This is a genomic window from Chryseobacterium sp. FH2 (genome assembly GCF_001045455.1).
Taxonomy (GTDB): Bacteria; Bacteroidota; Bacteroidia; order Flavobacteriales; family Weeksellaceae; genus Chryseobacterium.
In genome coordinates, this window is sequence record NZ_LFNE01000002.1 from 113,836 (window position 1) to 133,836 (window position 20,001).

Genomic DNA, 20,001 nt, shown 5'->3' on the forward strand with positions numbered 1-20,001 from the left:
TAAAAATTTTATTCAATTCAAATATAATTTTCTTTTTGCGATTTCATTGCGATTTTTCGCAAAAAAATTATCTTTACATCAAACTTTATAAAAAATGCAGAAAACAAAACTTATTGATGTTCGTAAAAGAAAGAATATAAGCCAGGAAAAGATGGCAGATATCCTTTGCATAGATGTTTCTAACTATAACAGAAGGGAAAAGGGAACGGCAAAAATATCTTTGCAGGAGTGGCAGAAAATAGCTGAAATATTAGAAACACCTATAGAAGATATATACGAAAATGATGAAGGTATGGTTATTATTTTTAATGATAATTCTACGGGAACAGGTTATGGAGTAGGTGTTGTAAATAATTACAATATACCACTTTCCATTTGGGAATCCCAGAAAAAATATATAGAAAAGCTGGAAGCCGAAATCGAAAGCCTGAAAGCAATAATTGCAGAAAAGGGTGAATAAGCAACGGTTTTAATTACAGAAGATAAGCATCCGTTTTTCGAGGGCAGTATCATGTCATCACACAATCCCCGTCACCATCCTGAAAGTTCGGGCTAAAATTTGCCGGAAGATTCTCTATAAACTGTTTGTGGAACATATACCTTCTTTCAATATTTCGTTCGTGTATATTTGAAAAATTTTTAGAAATTTTTATTTCATGATTAAGCTCATTCTGATAGCTTGTAAAAGTAATAACTTTATTCTTCACCATAAAATAATTTAAAAAATCAACAAATGTACCCAAATCTGACTTTGTGAATAAATAAGGAATTTTCAAATGACCATCTCTTAAAAGTAGAAGAGCACAGGTAATAAGATTATTTTGATGATCAAAAATTTTAATCCAAAAATATTTAAAAAACCTTGAATAGCTTGAAAACAGGTAATTTTCTTCTTTCTGTTTTCCTTCTAAGACCCACGGGTTTTCGATAAACCAATTGATATCGTCAGTAGTACGATTGGCGGGAAATTGTGAAACAAAATCAGCGCTTTGGCTGTCTGGCTTACCTAAAATTTCAAATTTAAAACCGGGCTTTTTGATCAGGCTGTTTTTTACAGATAGTAAGGAATTTAAAATAGTATCTCCGATATTAAAAATTGGTTTTAGAGCTTTTGTTCCAGGTTTTTTGGCCGGAATAATATTCCTAAAATCTGTCCGGAAATAGTACCTTTTTCCATTCTTTGGAGCGATGTACTGAAACAGCCCTATTTTATTATATAAAGATTCGGCTTCTTTTGTAAATTCTGTGATGGCAATATTTCCGTTATATTCCTCAAAAGCTCTATTTAAAAGATTTTGGGCGATCCTTTTTCCTCTAAATTTATTGCTGATATATAATGTGCTCAGCCAGGCGTAATTGAAAATTTTTCCGTCAATTGTAAAATTATCAGGAAAACATCCTAAATATCCGGCTAGTTCGTCATCATCAAAAGCAAGAATCAATAATGTTTGCCCATCATTTGCCTTTGGATTTTTACTATGAGATTGTGCCCTGTGTGTAGTTATAGGAAGGAAATCATACTTTTTAAAATCTCCTGATGATACAAATTCCTCCAGTTCTTTTCTGTTTAATGTTGTAAGGTGTATCATTTTCTCACAATTTTATTTTTATTTGCAATTTTCTTTACTCTAAAGTAGGCTATTTCTTTTTTTATGAGTAATCCGGCATTTTCGTTTGTTTCCATAGGAATTCTTTGGAAATTTTTTTCAATACTGTCAAGCTTTATGCCTGCGCTTCCGAACGTACAAAAAAGCTCTTTATTTTTAAATAATACATCAAAAAAATCTTTATTCACCCCAAAATCTGTAAACGGAAAAGCAAAACTTTCATACAGGAAATTATTCTCTTTTAAATATTGAAATGTTTTACGGGTTGTTTCAAGTTGCTGATCTAATGCTAGTTCATTGTATAAAGGATGATCCCAGCTGTGAGAAGAAATCCCGAATCCTTTTCGTGTCAGAGTATTTAATTGCTCAAAATTTAAATAAGGTTTTTGTTTTTTCAGGAATATATTAAAATCAATTTCAAGAACTTTTGCCAGTCTGTCTAAAATTTCTTTTTGGGAATAATGAATCTGAAGAATGTGTTGATTTATATCTTGTTTCGATCCAAGAATTTTATAAATTTCAGGATTTATATTTTTATTTTTTTCAAGCTTATCAACGATTAAACTGGCTTTACAGCGAAACATTAATTCCTGGTTATCAATAAAGCACGGATTAATAAAATTAATGGAATAAATACCTTTTCGTTCTAAAACAGGAGCAACAATATCGTAAAACTCACGAAATCCATCATCAAAAGTTAATAAGGCAATCTTCTTTTTGGGCTTAAAATTACCGTTAACAAAATCTTTGAATTCACCCCAATTTACAAACTGGAAATATTTTGAAAAATAATCTAAATCTTCTTCAAACTGTTTTACGTTTTTATAGGCAATAATGTTTTTGATATGTGGTAAATTTTCATCAGAAACACAATGATAAACCGGCAAACAGTAGGTTAAGGGAAATGTTTTTTCAATATTTTCCCTTTCAAATCGTGCTAAAAAATTAATCAGTTTTTCCTTCATCATAATGCTTCAAAAATAAAAAAGAATCTATTTAAATTCAGGAGAAAATTTAAATAGATTCTAAGTTTTTATCATTAAAAAATTACTTTACGATTTTCATTTCATCGATCAGCCATTTGGAATCGGCAAATTTATCGATGATGAAAAGAATATATTTTGTATCAACCATGATATTCCGGCTGAAACGAGGGTCATAGTTGATGTCGCTCATTGTTCCTTCCCACTGTCTGTCGAAATTCAGGCCTACAAGATTTCCGTTTGCATCCAGAGCCGGGCTTCCTGAGTTTCCTCCGGTTGTATGGTTGGTTGCAGTGAATCCTACAGGGACATCACCGGTTTTATCTTTATAATTTCCGTAATCTTTTTTGTTGTAAAGATCGATCAGCTTTTTAGGAACATCAAATTCATAATCTCCGGGAATGTATTTCTCAATTACGCCGGCTAAATGTGTCTGATAATCGTAGGAAACGGCATCTCTTGGAGAAGAGCCTTTTACTTTACCGTACGTCACGCGAAGCGTGGAATTGGCATCCGGGAAAAATTTTCTGTCTTTATCAGTAGCGATTTGCTGCGCCATAAATGTTTTCTGTAACGCATCAATTTTTGTCTGAAGAGAAGTAAACTGAGGATCTGCTGCCTTCATATAGGTGTCTCTCATCGCAACATAAAGCTGATAAACAGGATCTTTTTTCAATGTTTTAATCAATTTATCCTGATTTGAAAAAGCCTTATCGATATCAGCTGTTAAAGAAGCTCCGTTTACGGCAGTTCTGCCTGTAATAATTGAATTTTTGGAAGCCTCTTCTATAGTTTGAATGTTCTGAGCCTCGTTTTTAAACTTGTCAAATCCTGCGGGTAAGAATTGAGGTGCTGTTTTATTTGCATAAAGCGCCAGCAATTTTGCTGTAACTTTTGCATCCAGCTCTGCACTGTAATCTTTGTAGAATGAAGATAGTCTGTTTTTAACTTTTGCAAGTTCTTTTTCATCCATTCTACCTGCTTCTACAGCAGAAATGTAGTAGTAATAATCTCCCGCAAGCTTCAACGTTTCGGCATTTCTGATAACTTCAGTGTAATAAGCGTTATTCAAAGCATAAGGAGCCTGGTCGTTGTACAATTTGTTTAGCTGATTAATTGTAGGTTTAATCTCGTGATTTTTAGCAATTAAAGAACCTTCATACATTACTTTTTTCTGAACAGCGTTTGATTTTTTCAAACCTTCTACCTCGCCAATCCATTTTTTCCAGTAATTGGCTACGGAAGCATATTTTGAAGCATATTTAATACGTGTTGCATTATCGGCACGCATTTTTTCGTCTAAAGTTTTTAAAGCGACATCTCTTACGGCAATTCTTGCGGGATCAATCTCTGTCATGATTTTTTCAACAGCGATAGCAGGAAGGTATTCTGTCGTTCTTCCCGGAAACCCAAATACGAAAGTAAAGTCGTTCTCATTTTTATCCTTGATGGAAACCGGAAGATAATGCTTCGGAACGTAAGGAACATTGTCTTTTGAATATTCTGCAGGCTTATTGTTTTTATCCGCATAAATTCTGAACATCGAGAAGTCTCCCGTATGTCTTGGCCAAACCCAGTTATCTGTGTCAGACCCGAATTTACCAATACTTTGCGGAGGTGCTCCTACCAAACGGATGTCCTTGAAAGTTTCGATGGTATAAGCATAATATTTATTCCCGTAATACATTGATTTTACAGAAATTGACTGGTAAGGGTCGGTTTTTTGAGAGTTTTTGTAAACCTCAATGTTTTTGGCAATCTGTTTTGACAGTTCAGGCTCTGTAAGCTTGTCTGTCCCTTCTAAAATTTGATTAGTAACTTCTTTGATGTCTACAATGAAATCTACGGTTACACCCGGGTTTGCAAGTTCTCCGGTCATATTTTTTGCCCAAAACCCATTGGAGAGAAGATCATTTTCAACAGTTGAATGAGCCTGAATCTGACCGTAACCACAGTGATGATTGGTTAATAACAACCCTTTTGGAGAGATGATTTCAGCGGTACAGCCTCCGTTGAACTGCACTACAGCATCTTTTATACTTGCTTTTTGAGGATTGAAGATGTCTTTCGCAGAGATTTTCATTCCCAAATCCTTCATTTCCTTTTCATTAAGCTCTGTCGGAATCCACATTCCTCCGTATTGTTGTGCAAAGGCCATTGCAGCCGGCAAAAGAAATACAGATAAAAGTATCTTTTTTGTCATAATCAAATTTTTGCCCCAATTTACGAAGAAAAAAGGAGACTACAGTTATGAATTATGAGTTATAAGTTCTGAGTTGAAATAAGTTGAATTTCGATTCGATTAAATGATTTATGCTTAAAAATTCACCGAAATAAAAATAAAGCATTAGGATTTTTTTTATTCAATAATTATGTTTTTAAGATTATACATGGAAATCAAAACTTATAGTTCATGACTTTATAATTTACCGTCGGCTTAATTTTTGTTTCCTTAAACACACACACATAATACTTATTATTAATATATTTAAATTTACTTATCATGAAAAAATCACAAATATTAGGAATGGCAGCAGTTACTTTTATGGTTTCTTGTACTCAAAAGGATAAAAATCCTGAAATCAATCCGAAGACAGATCCTATGGCTATTCAGGCGCCGATAGATAGCACCTCTGCAAATAATATGGAAGCATCTCATAGCGCTGAAAATTCTTTAGACTGGTATGGAACTTATGAAGCGGTAGTTCCTTGTGCAGACTGCCCGGGAATCAAAACGGTTTTAACTTTAAACAAAGACAAAACTTTCACTATTTCTGAAGAGTATCTGGAAAGAAAGTCAAAGAGTGAAGATAAGGGAACTTTTGAATGGGATGCTACAGGAAGTGTGGTTACATTACACGGGAAAAGCGCTAAATATAAATATAAAGTAGGTGAGAATAAAATCACCCAGCTGGATTTGAGCGGCCAGCCGATCGATGGTCCCAACAAAGATTTATATGTTTTCAAAAAAAAATAATAAGATACAGATAGAGGTTAAAAACCTCTATTTTTTGTTTAAAATTGGTAAGCGATAATTTTTTCGTCTGCCATCAGGTGTTTGATTAAAGCTTCGTGATTTTTATTATTGCCTGTAAGTTGCCATGTGGTTGCTAAATTTCCCTGAGTATATTGTTGTGTCATCATCAAATATTTTAAATGGTGCTGTTCAAATATATCTTCACAATGTCTGAAATATTGCGCTTCTCTGACCGCAATTTTATATTCTCTGATTTTGTGAAAATTATCTATAAAATTCTGTAAATAAACAAGCGAATTTAAAATTAACAAGACTAAAGCCGTTCCTAAAAGTGATAGGTAGACGTAGCCCGAACCGACAGCCATACCAATAGAAGCGGTTGCCCAAATGGTTGTCGCCGTAGTGATTCCGTCGATTTTATTGTCACCTTTAAAAATAACCCCCGCTCCCAAAAAGCCAATGCCCGTGATGATATTTGCAGCTAAGCGATCAGGGTTTTCAACTCCGATTTTGATGGAAAGAATCGTAAAAAGACAAGAACCAAAACATACGAGGATGAAAGTTCTCAAGCCCGCAGATTTATTACGGTATTCCCTTTCTGCACCGATAAAGATGCCGAGAATAACGGAAATAAATATGAGTAACAGCTCATTCTGAACAACATAATGATCCTTTAGAAAATCCATTTTTTTTAAATTTTAAAACTTCTTTGAATAAAATTACGATAAAATCTTAATAGGAAATATGGTTTTAGAGAGATTATTTGCTTAAAAATAGATAAAAAAAAACGGGACTCAAACACTGAATCCCGTATATCTATCCTGATATGAAATTGCAATTAGTTCTTGATAAACTTTTGGCTTACCACTTTATCTTTTGCAAATAATTTGATGATATAATTTCCTTTTACAAGTTCAGAAACGTTCATTGAATTTCCGTTTACACTTGTTGAAATAATAATTCTGCCGTTTAAATCATAGATTTCCGCTTTTATAATTTCGGTTTTAGATGTAATATATAAAACGTCTTTTACCGGATTGGGATAGAGGGTAAAAGTTTCGTTTTTTCTGTTGGTTTCTGATGTCGCCAGTACATTCTGAACCGTTGTAGTGAAAGTATTGGTGATAATCGGATGATTGTAATCAAAATAAATTTTCGCTGTATTGCTGAAGCTGTCACCCGAAACTAACGTGGATTTTGTCTTAATTTTAAATGAAACATATCCGTCATTATTTGCACCATCAAAAGGTAATTGAATATTTTCAAAGATAAACTCTACAGTATTTCCGGTAATCCTTGTGATAAAATTGTGACTTCCGTGAAGCGCAACCAAGCTTGATAAATCATATTTTGAAGTATCAATTTCGTCTGTAATGATAACATGCTGTGCATTTGCAGTTCCTGTATTTTCAAATCGGATTAAATAATGAACATAATCTCCAACTTTAGTCTGAGAGATGGTAGTTCCTTCCAGACAGGTTTTATCATTCGGATCAAAAGAATTGACAACCGTTTGATTCAGAGCAAATGTATTGTCTAAAGGCGTATCATCAGTTGCTCCGTTCATTTGCGCGATATAATTTAGAATATCTCCACTATTCAAAGCGGGTGTTTGTGTTGGAGAATTCAAATGAACAGTTACTGTAATTTCTTTAGTTTCAAATGGAAGAAGATTCGTGAAATTCCAGCTCAAAACTCCCGGGGATTGTGAATTTGGAGCTAATGTTGAACTTAAATAATCCACCACATTATCATTATAACTGAATACCAATGTTCCCGATTGTGCAGTGTTTCCTTTGTTTTTATAAATGATTTTATATTTAGCATCAAAACCCGGACGAGCAATTGTTACGGGTAAAATCACTGTTTCAAGGTCATTGTGGGTTCCATTTGCCGTCAGACAGAAATTTTGAGTAAAAGGACTTATCTGCGTCGGAAAATTTGTTGTAATGGATGGTGGTGTGATATTAAAATATGAAGGGTTTTCTAAAACAGGTACAATATAATTGGTTCCCGATGTTAGTGGTAAAACATGAGTTCCGGAAGCATCTGATATTGCGGCAGACTGCCCTAAAATATTGAATTTTTGAAATGGTTTTGCCAAATCATTACTATCACATCCATTTCCGTTCATGTCATATTTTGTTGTTCCCTGAAGGGTATAATAAGTCCCGCCGGGAGTCAGGGAGCAATAAGAATTGACTACCACATTGGGCTGATTATAATTTGATACCAATGACGTATACCAACCATTTTCTATAGGATCAGTACAAACATATTGCAGTTGTGGTGTATTTGAAAAGCCAATGCTTTGGTCAAGTTTTCCATTTTTAAGATTTAAAGTCTGTAGGTTGAGATTATCATGAAGTACAGCACTCGTCAAAACAAAATTATGGGATAAATCAACATTTGTAAGTGAGTTGCCATTAAGCTCAATAACCTTAATGAAAGGTGTCTGATTAAATGCGATATTATTTGTTATATGATTATTATTTGAATATAGATACTCTAAGTGAGTGTTATTATTAAACGTTAAAGTAGAAAGCAAATTATTATAAATATAAAGCATATAAACCAAAGGGCTTGAGCTGAAATCTAAGCTCGTAATCTGGTTATCATTGCAAAGAAAATATACTAATCCGGTGTAAGGAGTAACATCAAAAGACTGGAAAAGATTAAAAGACAGGCTTAGATAATTTACAAGAGAAGGGTTAGGAATACTAAGGCTGCTTAATGTATTACGATATAATTCTAATTTTTTTATAGCCATGTCTCCTGCAAAATTGATATTTGTCAGGAATTGGTTTTGGCTGACGTTTACTTCTTCCAGCGCAGGGAGATTACTTAAATCTAAAGAAGTCATAGTTGAAGTGCCTAATGAGAACTTTTTAAGATTGGGAACTGAAGAAATATTAATTTCATTGATGTTGGAAAGTGAAACTTCCTGTACAGAAGTGTTTTGTATATTGATAATATTTCCTGAAGCTCCAAGCTGTGCTAAGTTTAGGGCATTACAATTTTCAATGGTTACATTACCTACGCTGCCGCCTGAAAAAATAATTTTCTGAAGATTAGGATAGTTGCTGAAAATCAAATGATACGATGATATAGTAGGGCCATTTAATGTGAGCTCACGCAGGTTTGGAAATTCATTAAGACCTGCCAAACTGGTAATGGCATCTGTAAGATTATAAAGAGTCATTTTATACACCACTGCAGCTTCTGACACTTGGATTTCGCCATCTCCGTTGGTATCTACATTTATATAAGCTCCACTGGAATCGCTTGTTGCACCGTAAATAAAGAGTTTAGACTTAAGATAAGTGTCAGGAATATTAATAATCTGCGCCTGAAACACAGAAAATGTAATCATGCATATGATTAAATAGATTTTTTTCATGGATGAGATGAGCTTAGGTTATTATTGTTTTTTTTAATTATTTTATGAGTGAAAACATACAAAAATAAGCCATTAAAGGGTAATCTTAATGGCTCATCTAATAAATTTAATATTGAATTTCTATTACTTGTTGATCAGGTCTAAAAACTGCTGTTCATCCAGAATTTCGATCGTTCCGATGTCTTGCGCTTTTTTCAGCTTACTTCCTGCTTTCTCTCCTACCACTAAGAAATTTAGGTTTTTAGATACAGCAGAAATGTTTTTTCCGCCGTGTTTTTCTACCATTTCCTCAGCCGATTCTCTTGTAAATAAAGACAGTTTCCCGGTAAAAAGGAAAGTTTTCCCTTCCAAAACATTTGATAATACTTCATTCGTGCTTTCGCCTTTTTCAAGCTGAACCCCATAGGATTTTAATCGTTCTATCATTAAAATATTTTCGGAATTAGCAAAGAAATCAACGATACTTACCGCGATTTTTGTTCCGATATCTTCAACTTGGCAAAGTTCTTCTACCGTAGCAGCTTTCAAATCATCAATAGTTGGGAAATTCTTAACCAGTTTTTTGGCAACTGTTTCTCCAACGTGCTTTATTCCAATTCCGTATAAAACTTTTTCAAAAGCAATTTCTTTCGATTTTTCAATTCCTGTGATAATGTTTTGAGCAGACTTTTCTGCCATTCTTTCCAGTGGAAGCAGCTGTTCTTTCGTTAAAGCATAAAAATCAGCAGGATTTTCTATTAATCTTTCTCTGTAAAGCTGCTCAATCGTTTCACTTCCCAGGTTTTCTATATTCAAAGCTTTTCTGGATACATAGTGGATCATTCTTCCTACGACTTGGGGCGGGCAATGCAGGTCATTCGGGCAGAAATGAATCGCCTGATCTATAATTTTCACCAGTTCAGTTCCACATTCAGGACAATTTTTTATGTATTCGATTTCTCTGCTTTTTTCACTTCTTTTTTCGATGTTTACCCCAACGATTTTTGGAATAATTTCACCTCCTTTTTCTACATAAACGAAATCATTTTCGTGTAAATCAAGTTTTTTGATAATATCTTCATTATGTAAAGACGCTCTTTTTACAGTAGTTCCGGCTAATAATATAGGTTTTAAATTCGCAACAGGAGTAATTGCTCCAGTTCTTCCGACCTGGTAAGAAACACTTTGCAATTCTGTTTCCACTTTTTCAGCTTTAAATTTATAAGCCATCGCCCAACGTGGAGACTTTGCCGTGTATCCAAGCTGTCTTTGCTGTTTTAATGAGTTAACTTTTAAAACAATACCATCGATTTCGAAGGGCAGATGATGACGCTCAACATCCCAAAAATTAATAAATTCTTTTACCTCATCTAAAGTGGTGCATAATCTCGCCTGCTGAGAAGTTTTAAAACCCCAGCTTTGAGCTTTTTGAAGTAGTTCCCAATGGCTTTCTGCGGGGCTTTCTTCAGAAATAAACTGATACAGAACTGATGAAAGCCCACGTTTTCTTACCTCACTGCTATCCTGCATTTTCAGACTTCCGCTTGCTGTATTTCTGGGATTCATGAATGGATCTAAACCTTCTTCTTCGCGCAGTTTATTAATTTTATCAAAGTTTTTTCTTGTTAAATAAATCTCACCGCGCATGAAAAAATGCTCGGGAAAATCGCCTTTCAATTTTAACGGAATATCTGAAATGGTACGAACATTTCCGGTAATTTCGTCTCCCTGAAAACCGTCTCCGCGAGTTACAGCCTGAGCCAATTTTCCCTTTTCATAAAGAATGGAGATTGATGCGCCGTCATACTTCAATTCTGCTACAAATTCTACAGGGTCATCAATGGTTTTGATAATCCTTTTTTCCCAGTCTTCAAGATCGTTAAAATCATAAGAATTGTCCAAAGAATACATCCTGAACTTGTGCTGAACTGTTGGAAAGACCTTTGTAATACCGCCTCCGACGCGTACAGTAGGAGAGTTTTCATCAAAAAACTCCGGGTATTTTGCCTCCAAATCACGAAGTTCTTCCAATAGCATATCAAAATCGTAATCCGGGATGGTAGGGGTATCCAGGAGATAATAGTTTTCATTATGCTGATGAAGTTCTTTACGAAGCTGTTCTATCTTTTGTTGAATGTTTTCGGACATTGTCTTTCTATCTTTTGAGCAAAAATAACTAAACTAATTTCATTTAAAAAATATGAGAATTAAATATTGTAAGAATATTAAAAACACGTAATGTTTTCTAGCGAGTTGATTTTCAATAAAATAAATTTCCTGTTTAGATTTATTTAACATAATGTTTTAATATAATTAAAAAAATGTTAAAATTCACTTAAAGGGGAACGATGAAAAGTCTGGTTAGCTTTGCACAGCTAATTTGAAGACATGAGAAAAGTAAAGATTGTATTAGGTTTATTGTTTTTAAGCTTTGGAACGCTGGCTTATGCGCAGACAACACAGGCTTCGATTGTAGGAAAGGTAACTGCTGCCGGAAGTATGGCTCAGGAAAAAGTAAAAGTGACGATTATCAATGAGTCGACGGGTTTCAAAACTGAAACTGAAACCAACTCAAAAGGAGAGTATATTTTTAAAGAAATTCCTCTTGGCGGGCCTTACACGGTAATTGTAAACGATGAAAAAAGAGAAGGTTATAACGTCAACTTCGGTGATCAGGTGACTGTAAACTTAAATTTGGGTGAAAGTAAGGAAAAAATGATTGAAGAAGTAGTGGTGACGGGAAACCTGAAGAATAAAATCGGAAATCTTGGTGCTGCAACGGCAATTACTGCTAAGAATATCGGGATTTTACCTGTAAACGGAAGGAATTTTGCTAATCTTACCGAGCTTTCTCCTTTGAGCGGAAAGGGAGGGAATTTGTCGGGACAGCTTGGCTCTTCTACCAACTTTACGATTGACGGGATGACTGCGAAAAATCCTACCTCTGCTGGGGCCACAACGAGCCGAAGCGGAGCACCTTTTTCTATCTCGATTGAAGCAGTCCGTGAATTTAAAATTACAACTAATCAATACGACGTGACACTTGGAAGGAGTGGGGGTGGTACGGTAAGTGCAGTTACGAAATCCGGTACAAATAAATTTTCAGGAAGCGCATGGGAATATTTGAGGACGAATTGGCTTTCGAGTCCGTATGATATTCGTGGAAATAAAAGACAAAATGATTTCTCAACTTCTCAGTTTGGGTTTTCATTAGGGGGTCCGGTTATTAAAAATAAATTGCACTTCTTCATGGCCTGGGATCATCAGCTAGACTCAAGACCGTTGATTATTGCGGATGTAAAGTCGAATGAGGATGAAGCAAGATTTAATATCACCAATCAGACACTGAATCAGTTTTTAGACATCGCAAGAGCGAAATATGGAGTGGGAAATACACCACAGTTCGGAACTTTTGACAAGGTAAGAAATTCTGATGCCGGATTTTTACGTTTAGACTGGCAGATTAATGATAAAAACTTATTAACATTAAGAAACAATTTTACGTATGATTTAAATAAAAACGGTTTAGGGGATAATACGGCAATCAATTTTTTTGAATCTTACGGAAATGATAAAAACTTAGACAACAGCTTATTATTGACTTTAAGAACCAATTTGAAGTCTAATTTAACCAACGAATTAAAAGCTCAATATCTATATACTTTTCAGGACAGTTATCAGAATGACGAGCTGGGACATCCTGTTCCGAGAGCGATTGTAGAAGGAGTTGCTTCACAAATTTATGATGGAAGTACAAAAACGACGAGCATTCAGATTGGAGGGCACCGCTTTGGGCAGGAAAGCTTTAGAAATAATGTGATTCAAGTTGTAGATAATTTATATTACAATACAGATAAGGTAAAATATACTTTTGGAGCGGATTTAATGTATACAAAAGCAAAATCAGTTTACGGAAGTGAGGTCAACGGTAGATTCCACTACCAGGGAATGGATGCTTTTAATAATCTGATTTCAAACAGATATTACAGAGAGGTTCCTTTGATGGATGATCCTTCGGTAAAATCAAGTATTTGGAATATTGGTGTTTACGGACAATTCCAAACTAAAATAGCAAAAGGTCTTGATTTTATGGGAGGTGTGAGATTGGATTACGGAGGATACCCGAAAGCGGAATTTAATCAGAAACTGTATGACGAAATGGGAATCCGGACAGATTATAAAATTAAATCTTTCGTGATTCAGCCAAGATTCCAGTTTGATTGGAATATCAATGAAGGAAATAAAGATTTCTTGAAATTCGGAGCAGGAATTTTCTCTTCAGATATTAACAATTATATGATTATCAATAATTTGGTGTTTGATGGAAAACATTTGGCAACAGTAGATATCAATCCTTCACAAATCGGTCTTACTCCGGATTTTATCAGTTATAGAAATGATTACGGAACAGTTCCGTCTTTAGCGCAATATCAGCTTCCGACCATCAATTATACAGGAAAAGATGCTAAAATTCCTATTGTTTACAAGGCTAATTTCTCTTATACACATTTCTTTAATGAAAGATTCAGAGCGGGAATTGCGGGTTATATGGCTTTAGGCAGAAATAATTACTTCTATTACGATAGAAACATGGTGTCAAACCCTTTTATTACTTTGGATAACGAAGGAGGAAGAGGAGTTTTTGTTCCTGAAAGCGGAATTACTAACAATGCAAACAATACCGTTACGCTTAACTGGAAAGAGGGAAGAATCAACAAAAATTTCGGAAGGGTTCTGGAGCTTGTGAGCGATGGTAAGGTTAATCAGTTTTCTTTTGTAGCTGATACAAGTTACCGTTACTGGAAAGATGGAGAAATCACGGCGAGTTACACATGGTCAGATATTAAAGATAATACTTCCTACAATGGAAACGTTGCCAATTCAGCTACTTTGTCTACTCTTGTTCAGAGTGATCCGAGAGATTTGAGAATGACCTATTCTGATAACCAATTCAGAAATAAAGTGGTTATTTACGGGAATTCACCTACAATTGCAGGATTTACTTTAGGTATCAGGTATTCAGGCATCGGTGGAACGCGCTTCTCGGTAACTGCGGGAGGAAATATTAATGGAGATTTTGTTGATTCTAATGATTTGGCGTATATCTTCCCTGAATTAACTCAATCATTGATTGATGATCCTGAAGTTGGGAAAGCCTTAAAAAATTATATAAGCGATTACAATAATAAAATTGCGGAAAGAAACGGGGGTAAAAACGGGTTCTTCGGAGTTTGGGATGTTCGTGTGGCAAAGAAAATCAAGTTTGAAAAAATTGGTGCATTCGAGCTTTCTGTTGATATTTTCAACGTGGCGAATTTGCTGAATAAAGAATGGGGTGTCAATAAATCCTATGGAAATATGGCGTTGTATAGGGCTACGAAATTCAATACTGCAACCAGACAGTTTGAATATGTAAAAAATACCAATGGTCTGGAGCCGTTATCGGGGAACCCTTATCAAATTCAGATAGGAGCAAAGTATACTTTTTAACAATTAAACATTACCTTTATCTAAAAGTTTCAAGACTTTTATATATTAATTATCTAATTATATTATGAAAAATTTTATCTTAGGGTTAGCAGTTTTAAGTACAGTTGCAATGAAGGCACAAACCCAGATTATCGCCCACAGAGGTTATTTCCAAACCCAGCCTCCTACAACGGAAAATTCGATTAAATCATTAGAAAATGCCCAGAAATTAAAAATTTATGGGTCAGAATTTGATGTAAGAATGACAAAAGACGGTGTTTTGGTGATCAATCATGATGAGCATCATGCAAAAATGGAAATCTCTGATTTTACATTTAAAGAGCTGGAAAAAGAAAAATTATCGAACGGTGAAAATTTCCCGACATTGAAAGATTATTTAAAGCAAGGTAAAAAAGATGCAGCTTTAAAATTAATCATCGAAATCAAACCTGCAAAAACACCCGAATTAGAAAATGAGATCGTGAAAAAAACCATCAAAATGGTTAAAGACATGAAGCTGGATTCTCAAAGTGAGTTTATTTCTTTTAGTTTAAATATCTGTAAGGAAATCAAAAAAATCGAGCCGAAATTTAAAGTTCAATATCTGAATGGAGAATTGTCTCCGGCAGAGATTAAAAGTGAAGGGTTGGATGGGTTAGATTATCATTATAGTATTTTTGCCAAAAACCCGACCTGGATTTCTGAGGCAAAAGCTTTAGGGTTGATTACAAACTCATGGACAGTAAACGAACTTGGAGTTTATGAGCAATTAAAAGCCCAGGGAATAGGATTTGTAACAACCAACATTCCTGACCAGTTGAAGGGAAAATAAACAAGTCTTTTATATTATTTTTCAAAGTTTGTCTCATTTTGGGACAAACTTTTTTTATGGTTAAAAATTTAACCTTTTGAAATTCACGTTTTTAATCTAAACAATACTGTTTTATAAGAGAGCGAAGGTAAAGGTATATAAATAATGATAACTATTTGTATTAAAAATGCTTAATGAGTTTAACCTGTTGCTAACTAGATTTTTATAAATTTTGATTAATGATAAATTAATATAGTGTTTAATATTTATTTAATAAATGTTAAAATGTTATTAAAATCATAATCATAATGTCGTTTTAATTTTGCGCAAACAAATTGGATATGCGTAAAGAGACACAAAAGTTGCTGGTTTTATCGCTGTTAGGATTGATAAGCGTTAATCTTGCAGCTCAGCAAAAAGTAAAAAAAGACACTATTAAAAACATTGATGAGGTTGTGGTAACAGCTTTGGGGATTAAAAGGCAAGATAAATCCCTTGGGTATGTTGCAGAAAAAGTAAATTCTGAAGTGTTTGAAGATATTCAGAATAACAACTGGGCTCAGGGTTTAGAGGGAAGAGTAGCGGGGTTAAAAGTACAAACAACAGGAGCCGGCCCGCTTGGAACTTCAAGAATAACGTTGAGAGGTGAAAAATCAATGAATATGGACAATAATTATGCATTGATTGTTGTAGATGGTGTTCCGTTGAGTAATTCTACTACAGGAAGCGGAACTCCGGCTTATGGAGCGGGTTCCGGAGGAGATGTTCCTATTGATTTAGGGAATGGACTGAATAGCATCAACCCTGATGACATTGAATCTGTAACAGTTCTAAAAGGTGCTTCCGCAGCAGCATTATACGGTTCGAGAGCTGCAAACGGAGCGTTAATGATTACAACAAAATCAGGAAAGAGCAAAAACGGGAAAATTCAGGTTTCTTTTAATTCCTCCTTAAGCTATGATTCTGTTTTGAAATGGCCGGATTATCAGTATGAATATGGTCAGGGAACATTAACAAAAAATACGGCAGGAGAATTTTATTATTCTTACGGGGCTTCGGCAGACGGAGTAAGTACGGGCGGAACAAGTAGTGCTTTCGGGCCGAAATTCAATGGTCAGTCTTATTTTCAATATGATCCTACAGTTGGAGGGCAAAGTTTAACAAGACAACTATGGAGACCTTATGAAGATAATATTAAAGGGTTTTGGCAAACGGGAACAACATCTTCAAACACCGTTTCCATTGAAAATTCTAATGAAAAAACCAATTACAGAGCCTCTCTTACCTATCTAAATAATGAATGGATGATGCCAAATACAGGTTTTGACAGGTTCAATGTGGCTTTGTCGATGGATCATAAATTGACCTCAAGATTTAAGATCTCAACAAAATTTAATTATAGCAATACAAAGAGTGACAACCTTCCTGCAACGGGGTATAATAATCAATCGATTTCTTATTTTATGATTTTCCAAAATCCGAATGTAGATTTATCTTGGTACAAACCGATTTGGAAGCCGGGACAGGAGCAGCTTGATCAAATTCATCCTTTCAGTAGTTTTATAGATAATCCATACCTTATCGCTTATGAAATGACGAATGGGGTTGATAAAAAATTGATTACGGGAAATATCACGATGAATTATCAGTTCACGAAAGATTTTAATGTAATGTTAAGATCAGGAATTGAAATATTAAATGAAGAAAGAACAACAAAAAGACCTTACAGTTCTGCAAATTACCTGAAAGGCTTTTACAGAGAACAATATATCAAAAATCACGAATACAATAATGATATCCTGTTTACTTACAAAAAAGATATCAGCAAATTCAGCATCAGTGCCAATGCAGGAGGGAGTATCCGTTACAATGAGTACATAATGAATGACTATCGGGCGGAAGGGCTTAAAGTTGCGGGTGATTACAGCTTAAATAATGCGATTTCATTAATTACAAAAGTCCCGAAACCAAATGATTATCAAACAAACAGTGTGTACGGTTTGGTAAGTATGAGCTATGATAATTTGGTTTTTGTAGACGTTACGGGAAGAAATGACTGGAGCAGCAGTTTACCAAAAGCAAACAGATCATTCTTTTATCCTTCCGTGAGTACAAGTTTTATATTGTCGGATATCTTTAAGCTGTCAAGCAATACATTCAATTATTGGAAATTAAGAGCTTCCTGGGCTAAAGTAGGTATTTCCGGATTAAATTACCAGCTGGAGAAATACTATAATATCAGCGATTTCCCTGGTTCTGTAGAAACTCCCGGAACATATCCGAATCCCAATCTTAAACCTGAAAATAATACAAATATTGAAGCTGGGATGGATGTCTCAATCTTAAAAAACAGATTAAGCTACAATTTTACCTTATATCAAAACGATACAGAAGATCAGATTATTACAGTTCCTACTCTTTACGAATCCGGATACTCAAGCAGGGTGATTAACGCGGGTAAGGTAAGAAACAGAGGAGTAGAGATGAGTTTGAATGCAATACCTGTAAAATCTAAAAATTTCTCATGGAATGTAAGTGCCAACTGGTCATTAAACAGAAATAAAATTTTAAGCCTTCCGGATGAATTTCAGGGAGAAAGCTACTATACGATGGCAACTGTAGGGGGTGTTGTGTATTATAACGGAGTTGTGGGAGGTTCTCTTGGTGATTTGTGGGGCTTCAAATTATTAAGAAATGCCAATGGAGACGTTATTTATGATAAAAACGGATTACCTTCAAGACCAGACAGAATCGAAAAAGTGGGAAATGCCTTCCCGAAATGGAGAGCTGGCTTCCAGAATGATTTCAAAATCAAAAATTTTACAATAAGCTTCTCATTTGATGGTCAATATGGAGGTATGGCCTATTCTCAGTCACATCATAAAATGTCTGAACAAGGAAAGCTGACTAACACTTTACCGGGAAGAGACAATCCTAACGGGATGATCATCGGGCAGGGTGTAGTGCAAAATACGGATGGATCCTTCAGTCCAAACACAACTCCGGTGAGTGTATCATCGTATTATGGTGATTATTACAGAAGAGCAAATGTCGAAACAAATACTTTTGACACTTCTTTTATAAAACTAAGAGATGCGAGAATTGCCTATTCTTTTTCTAAAGATGTTATTGCTCCTTTGAAATTGACAGAGCTTACACTGGCAGTTTTCGGGAAAAACCTTTGGATGTGGACAAAATTTCCAATGTTTGATCCCGAAGTAGCAGCCTTAAATGATTCTACAATTACACCAGGTGTTGAAATGGGGCAATTGCCGACTGCCAGAACAGTAGGTTTTCAAGTTAACTTAAAATTCTAAGATTCTCATGAAAAAAATAATATTAGCAACAGCTTTTGCTCTTTCGCTTTTTACCCTTAATTCTTGCGAAAGATCTTTTGAAGAAATAAATACAGATACCAGTAAGATAAAAAATCCTTCCGCAGGAAGTTTCCTCATGCCGATACAGTACGAAATGGGAACTTACGGATATAACAGGGCGAATGATTTTACTTTCGATATTATGCAGGTTGCCCTTGCCTTTCCCAATGAAGGAAATACAATAAGCAGGTACTATTTTACAGAAAGTACAGGAAATGGTTTCTGGAATACGAGCTACAAATGGCTTAAACAGGTAAAAGAGCTTAACGAAGCGGCCGTAAAAGAACAAAACGACAATTATGTAGCCATTTCAAAAGTGTTAAATGCCTGGATTTATGCCAATCTTACCGACGCGTTTGGAGATGTACCTTTTTCTGAAGCTTTAAGAACGGAAGAAAATTTTTTAAGACCCAAATATGACAGTCAGAAGGATATCTATTTGGCTCTTTTGGATGATTTGAAAGCCGCAAACTCAATGTTTGATGTAACTAAAACTTTACCTGAAGGGGATTTATTTTATCACGCGGAAACAAATACGGATGGAATTTTAAAATGGAAAAAATTCTGTAATTCACTTTCATTAAGATTATTAACGCGAATTTTGAAAAGAAATGGAGAAGTGAATGTGTATCAAAGAATTAACGAAATCGTAAATGATCCTGCAACATATCCTATCTTCCAGAATAATACGGAAGGAGCAACGTTGGATATTTCAGGAGTAGCTCCTTATTTACCACCGGTGGCAAGACCTCAGGATTTTACGGCATACAGAGCATCGGGAGAATTTTTTACACAAACTTTAGTAGATAATAACGATCCGAGATTAAGTAAATTTTTCACACAGGCAAAAAGTATTCCTGCCAATGCAAATATTGGTTATAAAGGAGCTCCTTCGGGGTATGCTTTAGGAACTACGTTCAATTATACACCTTCGAATTTAAATCAAAATTTAGCAAAAGCTCCATTAAAAATATTGATTCTGCCATACACAGAACTTCAGTTTATTCTGGCTGAGCTTGCCAATAGAGGCGTGATTTCAGGAAATGCACAAACGTTCTATGAAAACGGAGTGAAAGCGGCAATTGAGCAATGGGGGAATACGGTTCCTGCCGATTATTTCGCCAATCAAAAAGTTGCTTACGATGGAAGTATAGAGAAAATAATGCTTCAAAAGTATGTAGCGCTGTTTTTTGTTGATCATCAGCAATGGTATGAGCAGAGAAGAACAGGATTTCCTGTGCTTCCCAATAACGGGGGACTTCTGAATGATGGAAATATGCCCCAAAGAATGCTATATCCTACCACTACAAAAATTCAGAATTATGATAATTATGTTAAAGCTGTACAGCAAATGGGAGGTGATAACATTAATGTAAAAATGTGGTGGAATAAATAATT

The 20,001-nt window shown here is 34.9% G+C and carries 12 protein-coding genes; 6 read left to right on the forward strand and 6 right to left on the reverse strand.

Translation table 11 applies throughout. From position 1 onward, the window contains the following. Window positions 1–94: 94 nt before the first annotated feature. On the forward strand, window positions 95–460 hold the full coding sequence (locus ACM39_RS03400) for a helix-turn-helix transcriptional regulator (RefSeq protein WP_048509627.1): 366 nt from the start codon (window positions 95–97) through the stop codon (window positions 458–460). A 49-nt stretch (window positions 461–509) separates the two neighbouring features. Here ACM39_RS03400 and ACM39_RS03405 read toward each other — a convergent pair whose 3' ends face one another. The 3 genes from ACM39_RS03405 to ACM39_RS03415 all read right to left on the reverse strand — a co-directional run bounded on the left by ACM39_RS03405 (window position 510) and on the right by ACM39_RS03415 (window position 4,793). Further along, a complete protein-coding gene (locus tag ACM39_RS03405; protein ID WP_048509628.1) occupies window positions 510–1,589 on the reverse strand; it encodes a GNAT family N-acetyltransferase in 1,080 nt (359 codons plus the stop codon). Beyond that, window positions 1,586–2,575: a polysaccharide deacetylase family protein gene (locus tag ACM39_RS03410; RefSeq protein ID WP_228377050.1), complete on the reverse strand. Its 990-nt coding sequence runs from the start codon at window positions 2,573–2,575 to the stop codon at window positions 1,586–1,588. The genes ACM39_RS03405 and ACM39_RS03410 overlap by 4 nt, the downstream gene beginning before the upstream one ends. A 79-nt stretch (window positions 2,576–2,654) precedes the next feature. Continuing rightward, the gene (locus ACM39_RS03415) at window positions 2,655–4,793 is read right to left on the reverse strand and encodes a S46 family peptidase (protein WP_082140513.1); all 2,139 of its coding nucleotides are present in this window, start codon (window positions 4,791–4,793) and stop codon (window positions 2,655–2,657) included. 300 nt (window positions 4,794–5,093) lie between these two features. On the opposite strand from ACM39_RS03415, the gene ACM39_RS03420 reads away from it, so the two are divergent. Beyond that, window positions 5,094–5,567, forward strand: a complete 474-nt coding sequence (locus tag ACM39_RS03420) for a copper resistance protein NlpE (protein WP_048509629.1) — start codon at window positions 5,094–5,096, stop codon at window positions 5,565–5,567. A 38-nt stretch (window positions 5,568–5,605) separates the two neighbouring features. On the opposite strand, the gene ACM39_RS03425 is transcribed toward ACM39_RS03420, so the two are convergent. The 3 genes from ACM39_RS03425 to ligA form a co-directional block, all read right to left on the reverse strand. Further along, window positions 5,606–6,253 (reverse strand): MgtC/SapB family protein, encoded by a 648-nt coding sequence (locus tag ACM39_RS03425; protein ID WP_048509630.1) that lies wholly within the window; start codon window positions 6,251–6,253, stop codon window positions 5,606–5,608. Window positions 6,254–6,405: 152 nt separating this feature from the next. Continuing rightward, window positions 6,406–8,940, reverse strand: a complete 2,535-nt coding sequence (locus tag ACM39_RS03430; protein ID WP_048509631.1) for a T9SS type A sorting domain-containing protein — start codon at window positions 8,938–8,940, stop codon at window positions 6,406–6,408. 150 nt (window positions 8,941–9,090) lie between these two features. Continuing rightward, complete coding sequence (ligA, locus tag ACM39_RS03435; protein ID WP_048509632.1) at window positions 9,091–11,094, reverse strand: NAD-dependent DNA ligase LigA; 2,004 nt, start codon at window positions 11,092–11,094, stop codon at window positions 9,091–9,093. Window positions 11,095–11,334: 240 nt separating this feature from the next. On the opposite strand from ligA, the gene ACM39_RS03440 reads away from it, so the two are divergent. The 4 genes from ACM39_RS03440 (at window position 11,335) to ACM39_RS03455 (ending at window position 19,999) form a co-directional block, all read left to right on the forward strand. Next, entirely contained in the window at window positions 11,335–14,436 is a 3,102-nt protein-coding gene (locus ACM39_RS03440; RefSeq protein ID WP_048509633.1) for a TonB-dependent receptor, read from the forward strand. A gap of 64 nt (window positions 14,437–14,500) precedes the next feature. Further along, on the forward strand, window positions 14,501–15,247 hold the full coding sequence (locus ACM39_RS03445) for a glycerophosphodiester phosphodiesterase family protein (protein WP_048509634.1): 747 nt from the start codon (window positions 14,501–14,503) through the stop codon (window positions 15,245–15,247). A 320-nt stretch (window positions 15,248–15,567) separates the two neighbouring features. After that, a complete protein-coding gene (locus tag ACM39_RS03450; RefSeq protein ID WP_048509635.1) occupies window positions 15,568–18,543 on the forward strand; it encodes a SusC/RagA family TonB-linked outer membrane protein in 2,976 nt (991 codons plus the stop codon). Window positions 18,544–18,550: 7 nt separating this feature from the next. Next, window positions 18,551–19,999, forward strand: coding sequence for a SusD/RagB family nutrient-binding outer membrane lipoprotein (locus ACM39_RS03455; protein ID WP_048509636.1), 1,449 nt, complete (start codon window positions 18,551–18,553; stop codon window positions 19,997–19,999). The last annotated feature ends 2 nt before the right edge of the window (window positions 20,000–20,001 follow it).